This is a genomic window from Geomonas diazotrophica (assembly GCF_018919385.1).
Classification (GTDB): Bacteria; Desulfobacterota; Desulfuromonadia; order Geobacterales; family Geobacteraceae; genus Geomonas; species Geomonas diazotrophica.
This window is the reverse complement of sequence record NZ_JAHLMF010000001.1, coordinates 510,635-526,003: the sequence shown is the minus strand read 5'-3', so window position 1 is coordinate 526,003 and position 15,369 is coordinate 510,635. Positions and strand designations below refer to the sequence as shown.

Annotated in this window: 17 protein-coding genes; 11 read left to right on the top strand and 6 right to left on the bottom strand. The window is 60.4% G+C overall.

Annotation, left to right across the window (positions count from 1 at the left end; translation table 11 throughout):
* Positions 1–99 (top strand): IS3 family transposase (locus tag KOM00_RS02210; protein ID WP_216497206.1); only part of this gene is annotated, 99 nt, incomplete at its 5' end.
* Between the two features lie 96 nt (positions 100–195).
* Here KOM00_RS02210 and KOM00_RS02205 read toward each other — a convergent pair.
* Both KOM00_RS02205 and KOM00_RS02200 read right to left on the bottom strand, forming a co-directional pair.
* Positions 196–1,752: a bacteriohemerythrin gene (locus KOM00_RS02205; protein ID WP_216497185.1), complete on the bottom strand. Its 1,557-nt coding sequence runs from the start codon at positions 1,750–1,752 to the stop codon at positions 196–198.
* Between the two features lie 147 nt (positions 1,753–1,899).
* Positions 1,900–2,088 carry a hypothetical protein gene (locus tag KOM00_RS02200; protein ID WP_216497184.1) on the bottom strand — a complete coding sequence of 63 codons (189 nt, stop codon included), beginning with the start codon at positions 2,086–2,088 and terminating at the stop codon, positions 1,900–1,902.
* Between the two features lie 252 nt (positions 2,089–2,340).
* On the opposite strand from KOM00_RS02200, the gene KOM00_RS02195 reads away from it, so the two are divergent.
* The 7 genes from KOM00_RS02195 (at position 2,341) to KOM00_RS02165 (ending at position 8,064) form a co-directional block, all read left to right on the top strand.
* Positions 2,341–3,222 (top strand): SCO family protein, encoded by an 882-nt coding sequence (locus KOM00_RS02195; RefSeq protein ID WP_236026682.1) that lies wholly within the window; start codon positions 2,341–2,343, stop codon positions 3,220–3,222.
* 31 nt (positions 3,223–3,253) lie between these two features.
* The gene (ctaD, locus tag KOM00_RS02190) at positions 3,254–4,873 is read left to right on the top strand and encodes a cytochrome c oxidase subunit I (RefSeq protein WP_216497183.1); all 1,620 of its coding nucleotides are present in this window, start codon (positions 3,254–3,256) and stop codon (positions 4,871–4,873) included.
* Positions 4,870–5,469: a cytochrome c oxidase subunit 3 family protein gene (locus KOM00_RS02185; RefSeq protein ID WP_216497182.1), complete on the top strand. Its 600-nt coding sequence runs from the start codon at positions 4,870–4,872 to the stop codon at positions 5,467–5,469. Before ctaD ends, KOM00_RS02185 begins: the two co-directional genes overlap by 4 nt.
* A gap of 126 nt (positions 5,470–5,595) precedes the next feature.
* Positions 5,596–5,883: a cytochrome C oxidase subunit IV family protein gene (locus KOM00_RS02180; protein WP_216497181.1), complete on the top strand. Its 288-nt coding sequence runs from the start codon at positions 5,596–5,598 to the stop codon at positions 5,881–5,883.
* A gap of 25 nt (positions 5,884–5,908) precedes the next feature.
* On the top strand, positions 5,909–6,796 hold the full coding sequence (gene coxB / locus KOM00_RS02175) for a cytochrome c oxidase subunit II (RefSeq protein ID WP_216497180.1): 888 nt from the start codon (positions 5,909–5,911) through the stop codon (positions 6,794–6,796).
* 65 nt (positions 6,797–6,861) lie between these two features.
* Entirely contained in the window at positions 6,862–7,632 is a 771-nt protein-coding gene (locus KOM00_RS02170; RefSeq protein ID WP_216497205.1) for a protoheme IX farnesyltransferase, read from the top strand.
* Positions 7,633–7,872: 240 nt separating this feature from the next.
* Positions 7,873–8,064, top strand: coding sequence for a hypothetical protein (locus tag KOM00_RS02165; RefSeq protein ID WP_216497179.1), 192 nt, complete (start codon positions 7,873–7,875; stop codon positions 8,062–8,064).
* Positions 8,065–8,079: 15 nt separating this feature from the next.
* Here the strand turns inward: KOM00_RS02165 and KOM00_RS02160 are convergent, their stop codons facing one another.
* From KOM00_RS02160 to tdh, 4 genes are all read right to left on the bottom strand, one after another.
* Complete coding sequence (locus KOM00_RS02160) at positions 8,080–9,303, bottom strand: TonB-dependent receptor (protein WP_216497178.1); 1,224 nt, start codon at positions 9,301–9,303, stop codon at positions 8,080–8,082.
* A 13-nt stretch (positions 9,304–9,316) separates the two neighbouring features.
* A complete protein-coding gene (locus KOM00_RS02155; protein ID WP_216497177.1) occupies positions 9,317–9,763 on the bottom strand; it encodes a type 2 periplasmic-binding domain-containing protein in 447 nt (148 codons plus the stop codon).
* Between the two features lie 216 nt (positions 9,764–9,979).
* Positions 9,980–11,170: a glycine C-acetyltransferase gene (locus KOM00_RS02150; protein ID WP_216497176.1), complete on the bottom strand. Its 1,191-nt coding sequence runs from the start codon at positions 11,168–11,170 to the stop codon at positions 9,980–9,982.
* Positions 11,171–11,316: 146 nt separating this feature from the next.
* On the bottom strand, positions 11,317–12,360 hold the full coding sequence (gene tdh / locus KOM00_RS02145; protein WP_216497175.1) for an L-threonine 3-dehydrogenase: 1,044 nt from the start codon (positions 12,358–12,360) through the stop codon (positions 11,317–11,319).
* Positions 12,361–12,690: 330 nt separating this feature from the next.
* Here tdh and KOM00_RS02140 point away from each other — a divergent pair, with 330 nt between their 5' ends.
* The 3 genes from KOM00_RS02140 (at position 12,691) to cmoB (ending at position 15,284) form a co-directional block, all read left to right on the top strand.
* Positions 12,691–13,482 carry a substrate-binding domain-containing protein gene (locus tag KOM00_RS02140; RefSeq protein WP_216497174.1) on the top strand — a complete coding sequence of 264 codons (792 nt, stop codon included), beginning with the start codon at positions 12,691–12,693 and terminating at the stop codon, positions 13,480–13,482.
* A gap of 99 nt (positions 13,483–13,581) precedes the next feature.
* A complete protein-coding gene (gene cmoA, locus KOM00_RS02135) occupies positions 13,582–14,316 on the top strand; it encodes a carboxy-S-adenosyl-L-methionine synthase CmoA (protein WP_216497173.1) in 735 nt (244 codons plus the stop codon).
* On the top strand, positions 14,313–15,284 hold the full coding sequence (gene cmoB / locus KOM00_RS02130; protein WP_216497172.1) for a tRNA 5-methoxyuridine(34)/uridine 5-oxyacetic acid(34) synthase CmoB: 972 nt from the start codon (positions 14,313–14,315) through the stop codon (positions 15,282–15,284). The genes cmoA and cmoB overlap by 4 nt, the downstream gene beginning before the upstream one ends.
* The last annotated feature ends 85 nt before the right edge of the window (positions 15,285–15,369 follow it).

Sequence of the window (15,369 nt, the reverse complement as noted above, 5' to 3'; positions counted from 1 at the left end):
TACATCGAAGGTTTTTACAATCGCAAGAGGCTACACTCTGCCATTGGCTATTGCTCCCCAGAAGAGTTCGAGCAGCAGGAGTTGAAGATGGCAGCATAAGGGTTTCTAACGTGTCCTCTATTGCGAAGATAGGCCAGCTTCTGATTTACGCAGTTATCCCTTTTATCCCCTTTATCCCTGTTAAATGGTTTTACCTTAGCGGACGCCGGCCTTGGTGAGGTGGGGGGCGTAGCGCTTGTCGGTCCCCTTGATGTGGTTCACCAGCCAGTTCTGCAGGAATTCGATGACGTCGTGGGTGAGCACCGTTTCGCCCGAATTGAATTTCTGCTGGAGCTCGAGCACCTGGCTCACCAGGGCCTTGTGCTGCTGGACGTGCGCGGTCTCCTCGGGATAGCCGGATTTGCGGAAAGCCTCTTCCTCGGCGGCGAAGTGGCTCCCGGTGTACTCGATCAGGCGCTGCAGCACGGAACCGATGACTTCCTTGCTCCGCTTGTGCTGCATCGCCTGGGCCAGCTCGTTCACCATGGCGAACAGCTTCTTGTGCTGCTCGTCGAAGGTGTTGATGGTGGTGGCGAAGCTCTGGTCCCAGACCATGGCGTCGGAGAGCTGGAAGTGCGAAACCAGTTCGTGCAGCTCGTCCACCTGCTGCACCAGCTTGCTGGTGGCGGCCTTGGTGTTGCGGGCGCTCTCCACGTTGCTGTTGACCACGCTGGTGATCATCTGGATGTTGCCGGTGATCTCGTGCGTGGTGGCGGTCTGCTCCTCGGCGGCGGTGGCGATCTGGGAGAGCTGCATGGTCAGGTCGTTGATCATGCTCAGGATCCCGTTCAGGGCCTCGCCGGAGCGGCAGGTCTCGGCCGTTCCCTGGTTCACCTGCGCCACCCCCTCGCTCATGGCGCCGACGGCGTCCCGCGTCTCGCTCTGGATCGACTTGATCATGGTGTCGATCTCCTTGGTGGCTCGGGTGGTCCGCTCGGCCAGGGCCCGTACCTCGTCCGCTACAACCGCGAAACCGCGCCCGGTCTCGCCGGCGCGGGCGGCCTCGATGGCCGCGTTCAATGCGAGGAGGTTGGTCTGGTCGGCGATGTCCTCGATAGTGCCGGCTATGGCGCCGATCTGGTCGGAACGCTCACCAAGCCCTGCCACCGATGTGGAGGTGGAGGTGACCCGCTGCGCGATGTTCTCCATGAGTACCGCGCTGTTCCTGACGATCTCCGCACCGGCGTTGGTCTCGGCGGTGGCCTTGTGGGCATTTTCTGCGGCGTAGATGCAGTTGCGCGCGATGTCGGCGGAGGTGGCCGACATCTCCTCGCTGGCGGTGGCGATGGTGGACGCCTGCATGGCGACGTCTTCGGCGGCGGACGCCATGGCGTCGTTGGTGGCGCTCACCAGTGCAACGGAGTCCCTGACCAAGTCGGTCACGGTAAAGAACTGGTGCATGGTCTTGTTCCAGTCCCCCATCATGTTGTTGAAGGCGTTTGCGATACGCCCGATCTCGCCGCTGGGGATGTCCTCGACGCGGCGGGAGAGCGTGCCCTGGGCCGCGGCCTCCAGTGCGTCGGCGATCTCCCGCAGGACCCGCGATTCGGAGCGGGCCACCAGCCAGCTGGCCAGCGCGGAAATTACAAAGATGAAGGTTCCGGCCGCCACCATTGTCAGGATGTTGCCGCAATTCCCCAAGGCAATGGTAGAGGTGACCGTCGCACAGACAGCAATCAGGTTGATCGTGATTAGGCGGGCACTAAAAGACATGGACGATCTCCTTTTCTCGGCTTTGCACACTCAAGGAGATTATCGTCTGGTAAAGGGGAAAACTTTAAAGATATTGATTCGTATACGTTGAATTGAGCTGCGACCCCTATGAACGAGATGACGCATGAAGCACGTTCATATACGCGTTTACCAGGAAGAGCGCCCGCCTTGGTGCAGCCGATCTTGGGCGGCGGCGAGGCTGGCGGCTATTTCGGGGTTGTTGATCTGCTGGTTTCTCTGCCTCTGCTGGACTTTTTCCGATTGTTCGATCTGCATCACGAAACCGCAGGAGAGTATGATTACTGCCATCACGATCTTGCAAGGAAAACTCTTCATCGTCGGCCTCCTTGTTGCCGGGAAAGCCTCGGACCGCTCCCCGACCTGCCTGCCATATGAGGAACAATATTGGTGCAGTCTAATGTATAACAAAATTAAGTCAAGCTTAATCTTCCCCGGTGGCGCATCCAACCCAACATCGCAGGGGGAAAAGCCGCAGACGGGCGGCTCGGTTCTAAATAATTTCACCTCATGTGGACAGCCGGGAAGATTGATTTATAATGAGCACTTGTTTTTCCCATGAGAGGTCTAATGGAATTGAGGCTCATCATTCGTTTTCTCAGGCGGGCGGCGTTGTTGGGAGCGGTGGTCCTGTTGCTGCTCCCGGCAGCCGTGCGCGCCCATAGCGAGGAGGACGCCTCCGCCCACCATGAGGGCGCACCACAGGCGGATGCGAACGTGGGGCTCGACGAGCGGCTGGGAGCGAAGATCCCCCTGGACCTGGTATTCAAGGACGAAGACGGGCGCCAGCGACGCCTGCAGGAACTGATCACCGGCCCGACCATCATCCTCCCGGTCTACTATTCCTGCACCAACGTCTGCAACTATCTGCAGGAAGGGCTGGCCAGGGCGCTCCCCGAGATCAAGCTGGAACCGGGGAGAGAATATCGGGTCATCTCTGTCAGCTTCGACGAGCGTGAGAACCCGCAGCGGGCGCTGAAGTCGAAGCACCTGTATCAGACGGTGATGAAGGGGAAATTTCCGCAGGGGAACTGGACGTTCCTCACCGGCGACGCCGCCAGCATACGGAGGCTCACCGATGCGGCCGGGTTCCATTTCCAACGCAAGGGCAACGACTTCGTGCATCCCGTGGTCAGCTTCGTCGTGGCGCGGGACGGCATGATCGTGCGTTACCTTTACGGCACGCAGTTCCTTCCCAAGGACCTTACCCTCGCCCTGATGGAAGCGCGCCAGGGGCGCATCGGCACTACCATAAGCAAGATGGTGAGCTACTGCTTCAGCTTCGATCCCAACAGCAAGAGCTACGAGTTCAACATACTTCGGGTGAGCGCGACGGCGATCATCGTCTGCGTGGTTGGCTTCATCATCTTCCTGGTGGTGGGGGGGAAAAACGGGAAAAACGGCAGCAACGCCAGCAACAGCAATGACAAGGGAAATGACAACGACGCCTAGTTACGCGGGCGCTGCATGTTTCGGGGGAAAAATGAGTCAAGAGACGGCAATGGCGGAAGGCGGCTTCTGGCGGGATACCGGGAGGACAGGGATCGGAGCCTGGATATTCTCGACCGATCACAAGCGGATCGGGCTGATGTACCTTTACTGCGTGCTCGGCTTCTTCCTGGTCGGGGCCTTCCTCGGACTATTGATCCGGCTGGAGCTGATGGCGCCGGGACCGACCATCATGACCGCGAAGACCTACAACGCTCTGTTCACCGTGCACGGGGTGGTGATGATCTTTCTCTTCATCATCCCAGGAATACCGGCCTCGTTCGGGAACCTCGTGCTCCCCATACAGCTCGGCGCTCGGGATGTCGCCTTTCCCCGGGTGAACCTCTTTTCCTGGTGGCTCTACGCCACCGGCGCCATCATCGTGCTGGTCTCGCTCTTCACCGGCGGCGGTGCACCCGACACCGGCTGGACTTTTTACGTACCCTTCAGTGCCCGCACCACCACCAACGTCTCGCTGGCGGTATTCGGCGTCTTCGTGCTGGGCTTCTCCTCCATCCTGACCGGGATCAACTTCATTACCACCATTCACAGGATGCGTGCTCCGGGGATGACCTGGACCAGGATCCCGCTCTTCACCTGGAGCCTCTACGCGACTGCGTGGGTGCAGGTGCTCGCCACCCCGATCATCGCCATAACTCTGCTGCTCGTGGTCACCGAGAGGATCCTGGGGCTGGGGCTGTTCGACCCCACCCGCGGCGGCGATCCGGTCATGTACCAGCACATGTTCTGGATCTATTCGCACCCGGCGGTCTACATCATGATCCTGCCGGGCATGGGGGTGATCTCCGACATCATCCCGGTCTTCTCCAGAAAGCCGATCTTCGGCTACAAGATGATCGCCTTCTCGAGCCTCGCCATCGCGGCAGCAGGCTCCGCGGTATGGGGGCACCACATGTACACCTCGGGGATGAGCGACACCGGCGTGCTGGTCTTCTCATTTCTGACCTTCATCGTGGCGATCCCGTCGGCCATCAAGGTTTTCAACTGGGTCTCCACCATGTACAAGGGCTCGATCTCGCTGGAAGCGCCCATGCTCTTCGCGCTCTCCTTCATCCTGCTCTTCTCCATCGGCGGTCTCTCCGGCCTGATCCTGGGCGCGGCCGCCACCGACATCCACGTGCACGACACCCACTTCGTGGTAGGGCACTTCCATTACGTCATGTTCGGTGGCACCGGCTTCGCCTTCTTCGCGGCGGCCCACTACTGGCTCCCCAAGTACTTCGGGCGCAGGTACCGGGAGAAGCCGGCCATCGTGGGGTGGGTCTTCATGTTCATCGGCTTCAACATCCTCTACTTCACCATGCAGGTGCTGGGGATGGAGGGGATGCCGCGGCGCTACTACGACTACCTCCCAGAATTCGCCCGGCTGAACTTCGTGGCCACCGTCGGGAGCTGGATCCTGATAGCCGGGGTCATCATCGTGGTCTGGAACCTCTGGCACGGGCTCTTCAAGGGCGAGGCGTTCGCCGGTAACCCCTGGGGTGGGGCGACCCTTGAGTGGAGCGTCGCGACGCCTCCGCCCACCGAGAACTTCGAAGAGGACCCGGTGGTAACCCACGGGCCGTACGATTTCAAAGGGGCGGGGGTTCCATGAGTCACCTGGAAAAGGACAGTTTCGGCGCCAAGCTCGGCATGTGGTTGTTCCTGTTCACGGAGATGCTCCTTTTCGGCGGCGTCTTCCTTCTCTACTCGGTGTACCTGACCCGCTACCCCAAGGAGTTCGGTCTGGGAGGGCGCCAGCTCGACCTGGTCTACGGCGCCACCAACACCGTTGTGCTCCTGACCAGCTCCCTGTTCGCGGCCATGTCGGTGACCGCGATCAAGACCGGCGCGAAGAAACTCACCCTCGGCCTTCTTTCCGGGACGGTGGGCTGCGCGTTCATCTTCCTGGGGATCAAGTACCTGGAGTGGAGCGCAAAATTTCATCACGGCATCTACCCGAACTCCCCGAAGCTGATCGCTGGCCCCCCGGGCGAGTCCATATTCTTCAGTCTCTACTACCTCACCACGGGCCTGCACGGCATCCACGTCATCGTGGGCGCGGTACTGATGAGCTGGACCGCGGTGATGGTGCAAAAAGAGAGGCTAAACGCGAGCGACAACGTGACGCTGGAAAACGTCACCCTGTACTGGCACCTGGTCGACTTGGTCTGGATCTTCATCTTCCCGCTCTACTACCTGATACTTTAAAAGCAGATTTAGACTGAGATTAAGATTAAGAAAAGACTAGGCAGGTGGTCAGTGGCATACTTCGTCAATGGTTCGGCTTCAACTTTATCTTAGTCTTAATCTTAACCTGTTTTTCCGGAGAGTAGCATGACAGAGGAACACGCGGAACACATCCTGAGTTACGGAAAACTGACCACCGTCTGGGTGACGCTGCTGGTCCTGACCGCGGCGACCATCATGGTCACCCGGGTCGAGCTGGGGGTCTGGAAGGTCTGGGCGGCGCTCGCCATCGCCAGCATCAAGTCCGGGCTGGTGATCGCCTTCTTCATGCACATGAAGTACGAGCCGCGGCTGTTCAGGATCATCCTGTTCGTGGCGCTCTTCACCCTGGCGGGCTTCATCGGGGGAACCTTCTTCGACGTACTCTACCGTTAAAGGGGCGAACGTGGAAAATCAGCTTATGACAACGACGCAAGCCGTCGACCCGGTGTTCAAGTTCCTCTTCGGCGCCTGCACGGTGCTCCTTTTGGGGATCACCATCACCATGATCTACTTCGTGGTGCGCTACCGCCGCTCCAAGAACCCTGAGCCGACTTCCCAGGTGGCGGGAAGCCCGCTTCTCGAGGTCGTCTGGACCCTGCTCCCGACCCTGCTGGTGATCGGCATGTTCTACTACGGCTGGACCAGCTACCTGTCGCTCAGAACCGTGCCGAAAAACGCCATGCAGGTGACGGCAGAGGGGCGGATGTGGTCTTGGAACTTCATCTACGACAACGGCAAGAGCAGTCCGAAGCTCTACGTGCCGGTCGGCAAGCCGGTGCAGGTGAACCTTATCTCCAAGGACGTGGTGCATGGCTTCTACGTTCCCGCCTTCAGGATCAAGCGCGACGTTGTGCCCGGTATGAAGAACCACGTCTGGTTCGTGGCGACCAGTCCAGGCAGCTACGATCTCTTCTGCTCGCAGTATTGCGGGACCGGACATTCCGCGATGATCAGTACGGTCGAGGCACTGCCGCCGGCGCAGTTCGCGGCGTGGCTCGGGCAGAAGCCGGCCGGCGTTGGGGCAAAGGGACAGGAGCTCTTGCAGCGGTACGGCTGCCTGGGGTGCCATTCCCTGGACGGCACCCCGAAGGTTGGGCCGACCTTCAAGGGGCTTTACGATAGCCAGGTCAAGGTGACCCGCGGCGGCAAGCCGGAGACCGTGAAGGCTGACGAGAAGTATCTGCGCGAATCCATTTTAGACCCTGGTGCGGCCGTCGTGGAGGGCTTCCCCCCGATCATGCCCAAGACCGAGATGCCGGAAGCAGAGCTGAAGGCGATAGTGGAATTCCTGGAAGGGGAGAAGTGATCGCGGCTGCAGTTTTGAAAAAAAGCAAAGGGCTCTACCGCCTGTTCCGGCTCCCGCTTTCGCTGATGAACGCCGCGGCGGCCCTCGGCGGCTACCTGCTCTGTCGGACCCGACCGGATTCGAAGGCGCTTGTTCTCTGTGCGGGTGTGGCCCTGATGGCCTGCGCCGCCTCGGCATTCAACCAGGTGCTGGAGCGCGACCTCGATGCCCTGATGACCCGCACCAGGGTCCGTCCCGTCGCCTCGGGGGAGCTGGGACCGCTGGGCGGATTGTCGATCGCCCTGCTCGCCCTCGGGGGTGGGGTGCTGCTCCTCAACCAGAGCGGTCTCCTGCCGCTTTGCCTCGCCCTCTTTACACTTCTTTGGTACCTCCTCATCTACACCCCCCTCAAGCGTCTCACCCCGTTCGCCCTCCTGGTCGGCGCCGTCTGCGGAGCGCTGCCGCCCCTCATCGGCTGGAGCGCGGCCGGGGGTGCTCCGGCCGATTTCAGGATCGTCCTGCTCTGCGGCATCCTCTACCTGTGGCAGGTGCCGCACTTCTGGATGCTGCAGAAACGGTACGCCGAGGACTACCGCCGGGCCGGGGTGCCGCTTTTCGTGCCGCGTTCCTTCCGTGGGCCGGCACCGTTTCTGGTGCTCTGGCTTCTGGCCACCGTCGCGGCAACGCTGATGCTGCCGGTTTTCGGTCTGATCGCGGGGCAGAATGCCCCCCTGTGGTGTCTCGCCTTCTGCCTGCCGTTGTTGCTTTATCCGTTTGAGCGCTGGGAAGGTGCGGCCTTCGCCGGCGTGAACATCTTTCCGGCTCTGCTTACCCTGGCGCTGTACGGAACTCCTTAAGCTATCGATTCGCGCCATCTCCTCCTCCCTTTCCCGCAGGGAACGAGGATGAGGGGCGATACCTCCCTCTCCCATCAAAGCGAGCGGCCAGACCTCTCTTTGGAAGCTCCCTCTCCCCCCGGGAGAGGGTCGGGGTGAGGGCGTTGCAATAGGCAAGGATCCATTTTCGCGGCAGTGCCCTCGCCCGGCCTGCGGCCACCCTCTCCCAAAGGGAGAGGGAACTGAAGAGGGGATTTATCGATGGGAGAAAAACAGAAGTGCGAGCACCCGGCACGGCACAAGGCCCACATGTGCAAGCTGAAGAAGGACGGCAGGATGGAGGAATTCGACCGGCACACCGAAAAGCCGATCGTCTACTGCAACAAGTGCAAGGTGCAGGCGAACGACCCGCTGGTGGTCTGCAACCCAAGGAGCATCAAGGTTTCGAGCTAGTCCGCTGAGCCCCGCCTAGAAAAATACCGTTGCCTTGGTGGCGAGCAGGTACCAGTTCCGCTTGGAGGCCTCGGTGTACTCGGACATGTTCCACGTCCCATCGATCAGGTGTCCTTCAACCTTGAGCACCAGGTTGCGCACCGGGTCGAATCGAAGCGTCAGCACCTTTTCCTTCTGCCAAGTCTGCCAGGGAGCCCCCACGCCCAGTTCCTCGAAGGTCGATCCATCGCGGTGATGCCGGTCAGCGTAGATCTCCGTGTAGTACCCCCCCAGCTCGAACCAGTCCGTGAAACGATAGGCGGCGCTGACGTACCAGCCGTCGGAGGCCTGCTTGGAGGTGAAGTTCTCCAGGGCCGGGTTCTGGTAGTCCGCCGACACCGTGTAGTTGTCCCGCTGGTACTCGGTGGCAAGGGTCAGGTCGTCAAGGACGTACTCGATGCCCAGTATGTAGCGGTGCCAGGAATCGAACTTCCATTTTGCCGTGACCGGGGTGGTGGCGGAGGTGACCGGATCGGTGTAGATCCCGGTGGCGGTGCCGTCGAAGGAGGTGTGCAGCCCGCTGAACGTGGCACGCACCCCGACCGGCGTTCTCCATTCCAGGTGGTGCACGAACGCGGTGGCGGAGTTCACGTCGGTGGTGGTAAGGGGGGCGTCCACGGTGGAGATGTAGGCGGAGTAGTTCCTGGCCGAAGCGCCGTCCAGGGGGATCGGGGTGGTGCCGATCTGGAACTGGTAGTTCACTGTGCCCGTCGACCCGGCAGGGATCGAGCCGTAGATGCTTGCACCGGTTATGGCGTTCACCGAGTCCCGCTCGTAGTCGTAGTACTCGTTCTGGGGCAGGAAGATGAAGGTGCGCGCGGCGTCGTTGTCACGCGACTCGTTGTACAGCCCCAGGGGGATCTTGATCTTCCCGGCCCGGAAGCCGAGCCAGTCGGTGACGCGGTAGTCGCCGAAGGCCCAGTCGAGGGTGATCTTGTCCTTGCCGTAGCTGCCGCGGTCCATGGCCAGCAGCTGCAGCCCGACGCGCAGGTCGGGGTTTACCTCCTTGGAGAAGTTCACGGCGAAGTCGTTGAAGTTGAAAGAGCCCTCCCCGCTGTTGGATACGGGGAAGTTGTTGTCAGGGGAGGTTTTTATGTACCCCTGCGAGGCGAAACCGTGGATCTCGACGCCGGCTAGTTCCACGGCGTGGGCCGATCCGGCAAAGGCGAGCAGCATCATCGCAGTCAAAGCTTTCTTCATATCGAAATCTCCCCTACTTGATGACAATGGTTTTTACGGCATCGCCCGTCTGTCCGTGGGCGATGAACCCGATGGCATTGGGGGTTTTGGCGACGAAATCGATCATCTGCTGGGCTTCGGTGAAAGCGGGAGGCATGGACGCCTTCCCGGTGGTCACCATCCGGACCCAATGCTGGTCGAACTGCGAAGGGGTCTTGCCGAGGATCGCCTGCAGGAACTCCTTGAGCGTCCGCTCCTCTTCCAGCACCGCGATCTTGATGTGTTTCCGGTTGCCCCACTTCACCTTTTCGCCGAGGTAGATGCCCTGCAGTTCGGCCTTGGTCAGGGTGCTTTCCACGACGCTCTTGTTCGCGATGACGATGAAATTGGCCGCATGGGCAGAAGAGTGACCCCAGACGATCAGACACAACAGAAGAAGAAATTTTGACCCCGTGATGCAGAGCCGTTTGGGGTATGACATGCAGCACCTCCCGAGGTTGCAATTCACTTAAAAGTGTCTGTTACTGACACGGATGTTGTTTTGAGTGTTTATCGGATGGCACAACAGACAGCTTAAGTCGAAATATGAATAAACTAAGGGATGAGTGTGTGAACACCGAAGGCTAGAATACAATCGGGGAGGTTGAACCGCGACCCCTCCCCCCCTGCCGTCAAGGGGGAGGGGGGAAAAGCATGATCAGCCGATCACGCCGAGCTCGCGGCCGATGCGGGTGAAGGTGTTGAGCCCCATTTCCAGGTCATCCTGCGTGTGAGCGGCGCTGATCATCACGCGGATCCGTGCCTTACCCTGCGGAACGGTGGGAAAGCCGATGGGCATGGCGAAGATGCCGGGCTCCGCAGCGAAGAGCCTGCGCGAGAACTCCTGCGCCACGGTCGCTTCCCCCAGCATGACCGGGGTGATGGGAGTGACGCTCGCCCCGATGTCGAAACCGGACTGGCGCATCCCTTCCTTGAAGTAGCGCGTGTTGTCCCAGAGCTTTTGCACCAGTGCGGTGCTCTCCTCCAGGAGGTACACGGCGGCGAGGCAGGCGGCCGTGTCGGCCGCGGTCACCGCGCTGGAGAAGAGGAAGGGACGGGCCTTCTGCCGGATCCAGTCGATGACCACCTTTTTCCCGGCGATGACCCCGCCCATGACTCCGAACGCCTTGGACAGCGTGCCGATCTCCAGGTCGAATTTGCCGTTGAGGTGGAAATGGTCGACGATGCCGCGCCCGCCACGGCCGAGCACCCCTTCGCCGTGGGCGTCGTCCACCATGGTGATGATGCCGTGACGCTCGCAGAGCTCGAAGAGCTTGTCCAGGGGGGCGACGTCGCCGTCCATGGAGAAGACCCCGTCGGTGATGAGGAGCGCCCGCCGGTACTGCCCGATGTTCTCGGTGATGACCCGCTCGCAGTCGGCGAGGTCGCAGTGCTCGTAGACCAGGATCTTTGCCGATGACAGCCGGCAGCCGTCGATGATGCTGGCGTGATTCAGTTTGTCGGTGAAGATCACGTCCCCTTTGCCGACCATGGGAGGGATGGCCGCCTGGTTGGCGCAGAAGCCCGACTGCACATAGAGCGCGTCCTCAACCCCCTTGAACGCCGCCAGGCGCTGTGCCAGCCTGCGGTGCAGTTCCAGCGTCCCCGCGATGCTGCGCACCGCCGCCGGACCGACACCCCACTGCTCGACCGCCTCCTGCGCCGCCTTCTTCAGGCGCGGATGGTTGGCGAGTCCCAGGTAGTTGTTGGTGCAGAAATTCAGCACCTTCTTCCCGTCCACCACCATCCAGGGGCCGCAGGCCGAGCCGATGGTGCGGATGTTGGTCCTAAGCCCCTGCTCTTCCAGGGCCTTCATCTCTTCGGTTATCCAGGCGAATTTGTCGCTCATCTCTCGTAACTCCTCTCAAGTCCAAGTCCCTCTCCCTCCGGGAGAGGGTGGCCGAAGGCCGGGTGGGGGCGCTGGCGGCTACTCATCTGCTTCGTGGGAACCCCTCACCCCCGCCCCTCTCCCTAAGGGCGAGGGGAGACCTTCCGCTACTCCTCCACCCAGTTGAGTATGACCTTCCCGGCGTTGCCGCTGCTCATCACCTTGAAGGCCTCCTCGAACTCGGTGTAGTGCATCCGGTGCGTGATCACCGGGGTGAGATCCAGCCCGATCTTGATCAGCGACTGCATCAGGTACCAGGTCTCGTACATCTCTCGGCCGTAGATCCCCTTGATGGTAAGCATGTTGAAGATCACCTGGTTCCAGTCGATGGCGAGGTCCCCTGACGGGATCCCGAGCATGGCGATCTTGCCGCCGTGGCACATGTTGGCGAGCATCTCCTTGAAGGCGTTGCCGTTGCCCGACATCTCCAGGCCCACGTCGAATCCCTCCTTCATCCCCAGCTCCTTGCGCACGTCCGCGAGGGTCCTCTCCTTTACGTTGAGCGCCACTGTTGCCCCCATCTTCCTGGCGAGCTCGAGGCGATAGGGGTTCATGTCCGTGGTGACGATGTAGCGTGCCCCGGCGTGGCGGGCGATGGCGGTAGCCATGATACCGATCGGCCCCGCCCCCGTGATCAGCACGTCCTCCCCCAGCACCGGGAAGGCGAGTGTGGTGTGGGTCGCGTTGCCGAAGGGGTCGAAGATGCTCAGGATCTCCATCGGAATCGAGGGGTCCGCATGCCAGACGTTGGTCACCGGAATGCAGATGTACTCCGCAAAGGCGCCGGTGCGGTTCACCCCCACTCCGTTGGTGTCCTTGCACAGGTGCCGTCTCCCCGCCAGGCAGTTGCGGCACCTGCCGCAGACGATGTGCCCCTCGCCCGAGACGATGTCCCCGATGTTGAGGTCGGCGACGTTGCTCCCCATCGCAACCACCCGTCCCACGAACTCGTGCCCGATCACCATAGGCACCGGGATCGTCTTCTGGGCCCAGGTGTTCCAGTCCCAGATGTGCAGGTCCGTGCCGCAGACCGCAGTCTTGTGCACCTTGATAAGGACGTCGTTGATGCCCATCTCCGGTACCGGCACCTCATCCAGCCATAGTCCCGGCTTGGGGTATTTCTTAACCAGCGCGCGCATGGTCTTTTGCATGATGAACTCCTCGACAGTGGTGGCCGTTTCGGCTCATTAATGTTACCAACAACGTTTCCCTTGTAAATAGTGACATGGCAAAACATGGCAAAGCGCCACCGATGACAGATGGATACTTTTGAATAAATTGATATTGCTTTAAAAAAACTCCAGACGAGCCTATCCAAGTTCAAACTGACGCATGGAATAGATTTTGTAAAATCCTGTGTTGATTATTGACAAGAATTGGATGATATTGGGCCGGAATATTTGCAGTAAAGTCTATGCGCCTGAGGCTTGTCACAGGTGCTGTTCATAAAGAAACACGATGTAATGCGCAGGAGGGTTGTAATGAAACGATCTGTTTCACTCTGCATGCTGGTCATCGCCGTCTGCTTCAGCGCAGGGTGTACGACGTTCAAAAAAGATGCGGCAAATCAGACTCCGACACCTGAGGTGATCAGGATCGGTGGTGGCGACACCGCACTGACCGAGGTCATCGCACCGGTAAAGGAGACCTTTGAAGACGAAAACCCGTCTCTGCGCCTGGTCACCGTGCAGAGTAAACCGGGGACGGAGCTGGCGGACCTTGATAGTGGCTCCCTCGATGCCGTCGTCTCGACCCTCGACCTGCAGACTTTCCTTGAGCGAGCAGCTGCTAACGAAACGGCGCTGGACGGAGATGAGTTCCGGGAGGTGCCGGTCGGTACCAACGAGACCGTCGTCTTTCTCAACCAGGGCGTAAAAATCAAGAAACTGACCAGAAAGCAGTTAAAGGCGATCTTCACCGGCAAGATCACCAACTGGAAGAAGGTTGGCGGCCCTAACCGGCACATTGTCGTGGTCTGGTCCCCGGCCGCTGACGGGGAGAACGAGCTCTTCATCAGAAAAGTGCTGGAGGGTGAACAGGTTGTCTCCAGGTTTCTTCCGGTGGCAAGCGTCGAGGAAATGAGAGCGAAAGTGCTGGAGACACCCGGCGCCGTCGGCATCGGTCCCAGCGCGTTGGTTTCCCGCGGCGTGCGGGTCCCGGGGACGGGGAGCCTGACCGTCGTCGCGTCGGTCATGCTGATCACCAAGGGAGAGCCCTCGCCGAAGGTGCAGAAACTGCTCGACCTTCTCAAGGACGTGGCATTCCTGCGCTGAACCGTCTTGGTCGCTTATTCAACAAGGGGTTGATGTTCGGCAGCAAACCCGCTATCTTCGACTTTTTACTGATTGCCAGTCTAAAAGGACCTGAAGACAGTGACAAAGACGAAGGATGCTATCTACGCGGCGCCGCTGCAGGAATTGATCGATTTCAAGTTCGACGAACGGGTCGTCACAGTCTTTCCCGACATGATCCAACGCTCGGTCCCGGGCTACGGCATGATCATCTCCAATATCGGGATCCTCGCCGGGAAATACGCCCAGGCCGGGAGCCACTGCTACGATCTCGGCTGTTCCCTCGGGGCGGCCACCCTCGCCATGCGCCAGCGGATCAACCAGCCGGAGTGCTCGATCATCGCCGTCGACAACTCCCCGGCGATGATCGAGCGCGGCCGTGAGCTCCTCGCCCGCGATGCCGGGTCGACCGTCCCGGTGACCATGGTCTGTGCCGATCTCCAGGACGTCACGGTCGAGAACGCCTCGGTGGTGGTCCTCAACTTCACCCTGCAGTTCATTCCCCCGGCGCAGCGCCTGGAACTGATTCAGCGGATCCACGCCGGGCTCAGGCCTGGCGGCATCCTCATCCTCTCGGAAAAGATCGCCTTCAGTGAGCCGGAACGGCAGCATTTTCATGTAGAGCTGCACCACGACTTCAAGAGGGCCAACGGTTACAGCGATCTGGAGATCAGCCAGAAAAGGTCCGCGCTGGAGAACGTGATGATCCCGGAGACCCTCGCCTGTCACCACGAGCGGCTGAAAGCGGCCGGATTCACTTCCTCTGAAGTCTGGTTCCAGTGCTTCAACTTCGCCTCGCTGGTCGCAATGAAATGAACTTCTACGACTCCCTCTATCCCCAACTCGTCGATATGGGCCAGGAGCGCTGGGCAGAGCAGCTGCAGGCGACCCTGCCGGAGAGACTGCTCCTCGAAAGCCACGGCAAGCTGTCGGGGTGGCAGAGCGCCCTGCAGTCGCTGCCGGATATACTCCCATCCCGCATCGAGCTGCAGGACAGTGTCACCATCGGATTCGATGCCGATCTCGGCGAAATAAGCCGTGAAGACGTCATAACGCAGCTGCGGGCTTTTCACCCCTGGCGCAAAGGCCCCTACAATTTCTTTGGCATCGGGATCGATACCGAGTGGCGCTCAGATTGGAAATGGGAGCGCGTTGTGCCACACATCGCGCCGCTGGCCGGACGAAGGGTGCTCGACGTCGGCTGCGGCAACGGCTATCACGGCTGGCGCATGCGCGGCGCCGGCGCCGACTTCGTTCTCGGCATCGAGCCCTTCCTGCTTTCGGTGCAGCAGTTCCAGGTCATGCAGCGCTACCTTCGCGACCCGCGGCACCACGTCATCCCCATCGGCATCGAGGACGTTCCCCCGAATCTCGCCTGCTTCGACAGCGTCTTCTCGATGGGAGTCCTGTACCACCGTCGTTCTCCCCTCGACCATCTTTTCGAGCTCAAGGGATGCCTGCGCCCAGGAGGAGAATTGATCCTGGAGACGCTCATTGTGGAAGGCGACGAGGCTACGGTATTCATGCCTCAGGGACGTTACGCCAAGATGCGCAATGTCTGGTTCCTCCCGTCCATTGCCGTGATGACCCTGTGGTTGCAGCGCTGCGGGTTCACGCAGATTGCCTGCGTCGACACCAACCGCACCAGTCGGGAGGAACAGCGTTCGACGGAGTGGATGCAGTTTGAGTCGCTGGCGGATTTTCTTGATCCTGATGACGCGGAGAAGACGATTGAAGGGCACCCGGCACCGCTGCGGGCGATATTTACAGCGAAGAGGCCGTAGCTAACTGGTACCAGGCGGTACCTAAGCGGAAGCGGACCGTGTTTAAGAAAATGCAGACCGGAGTTAACAAAAAGCAGGTCGTAGT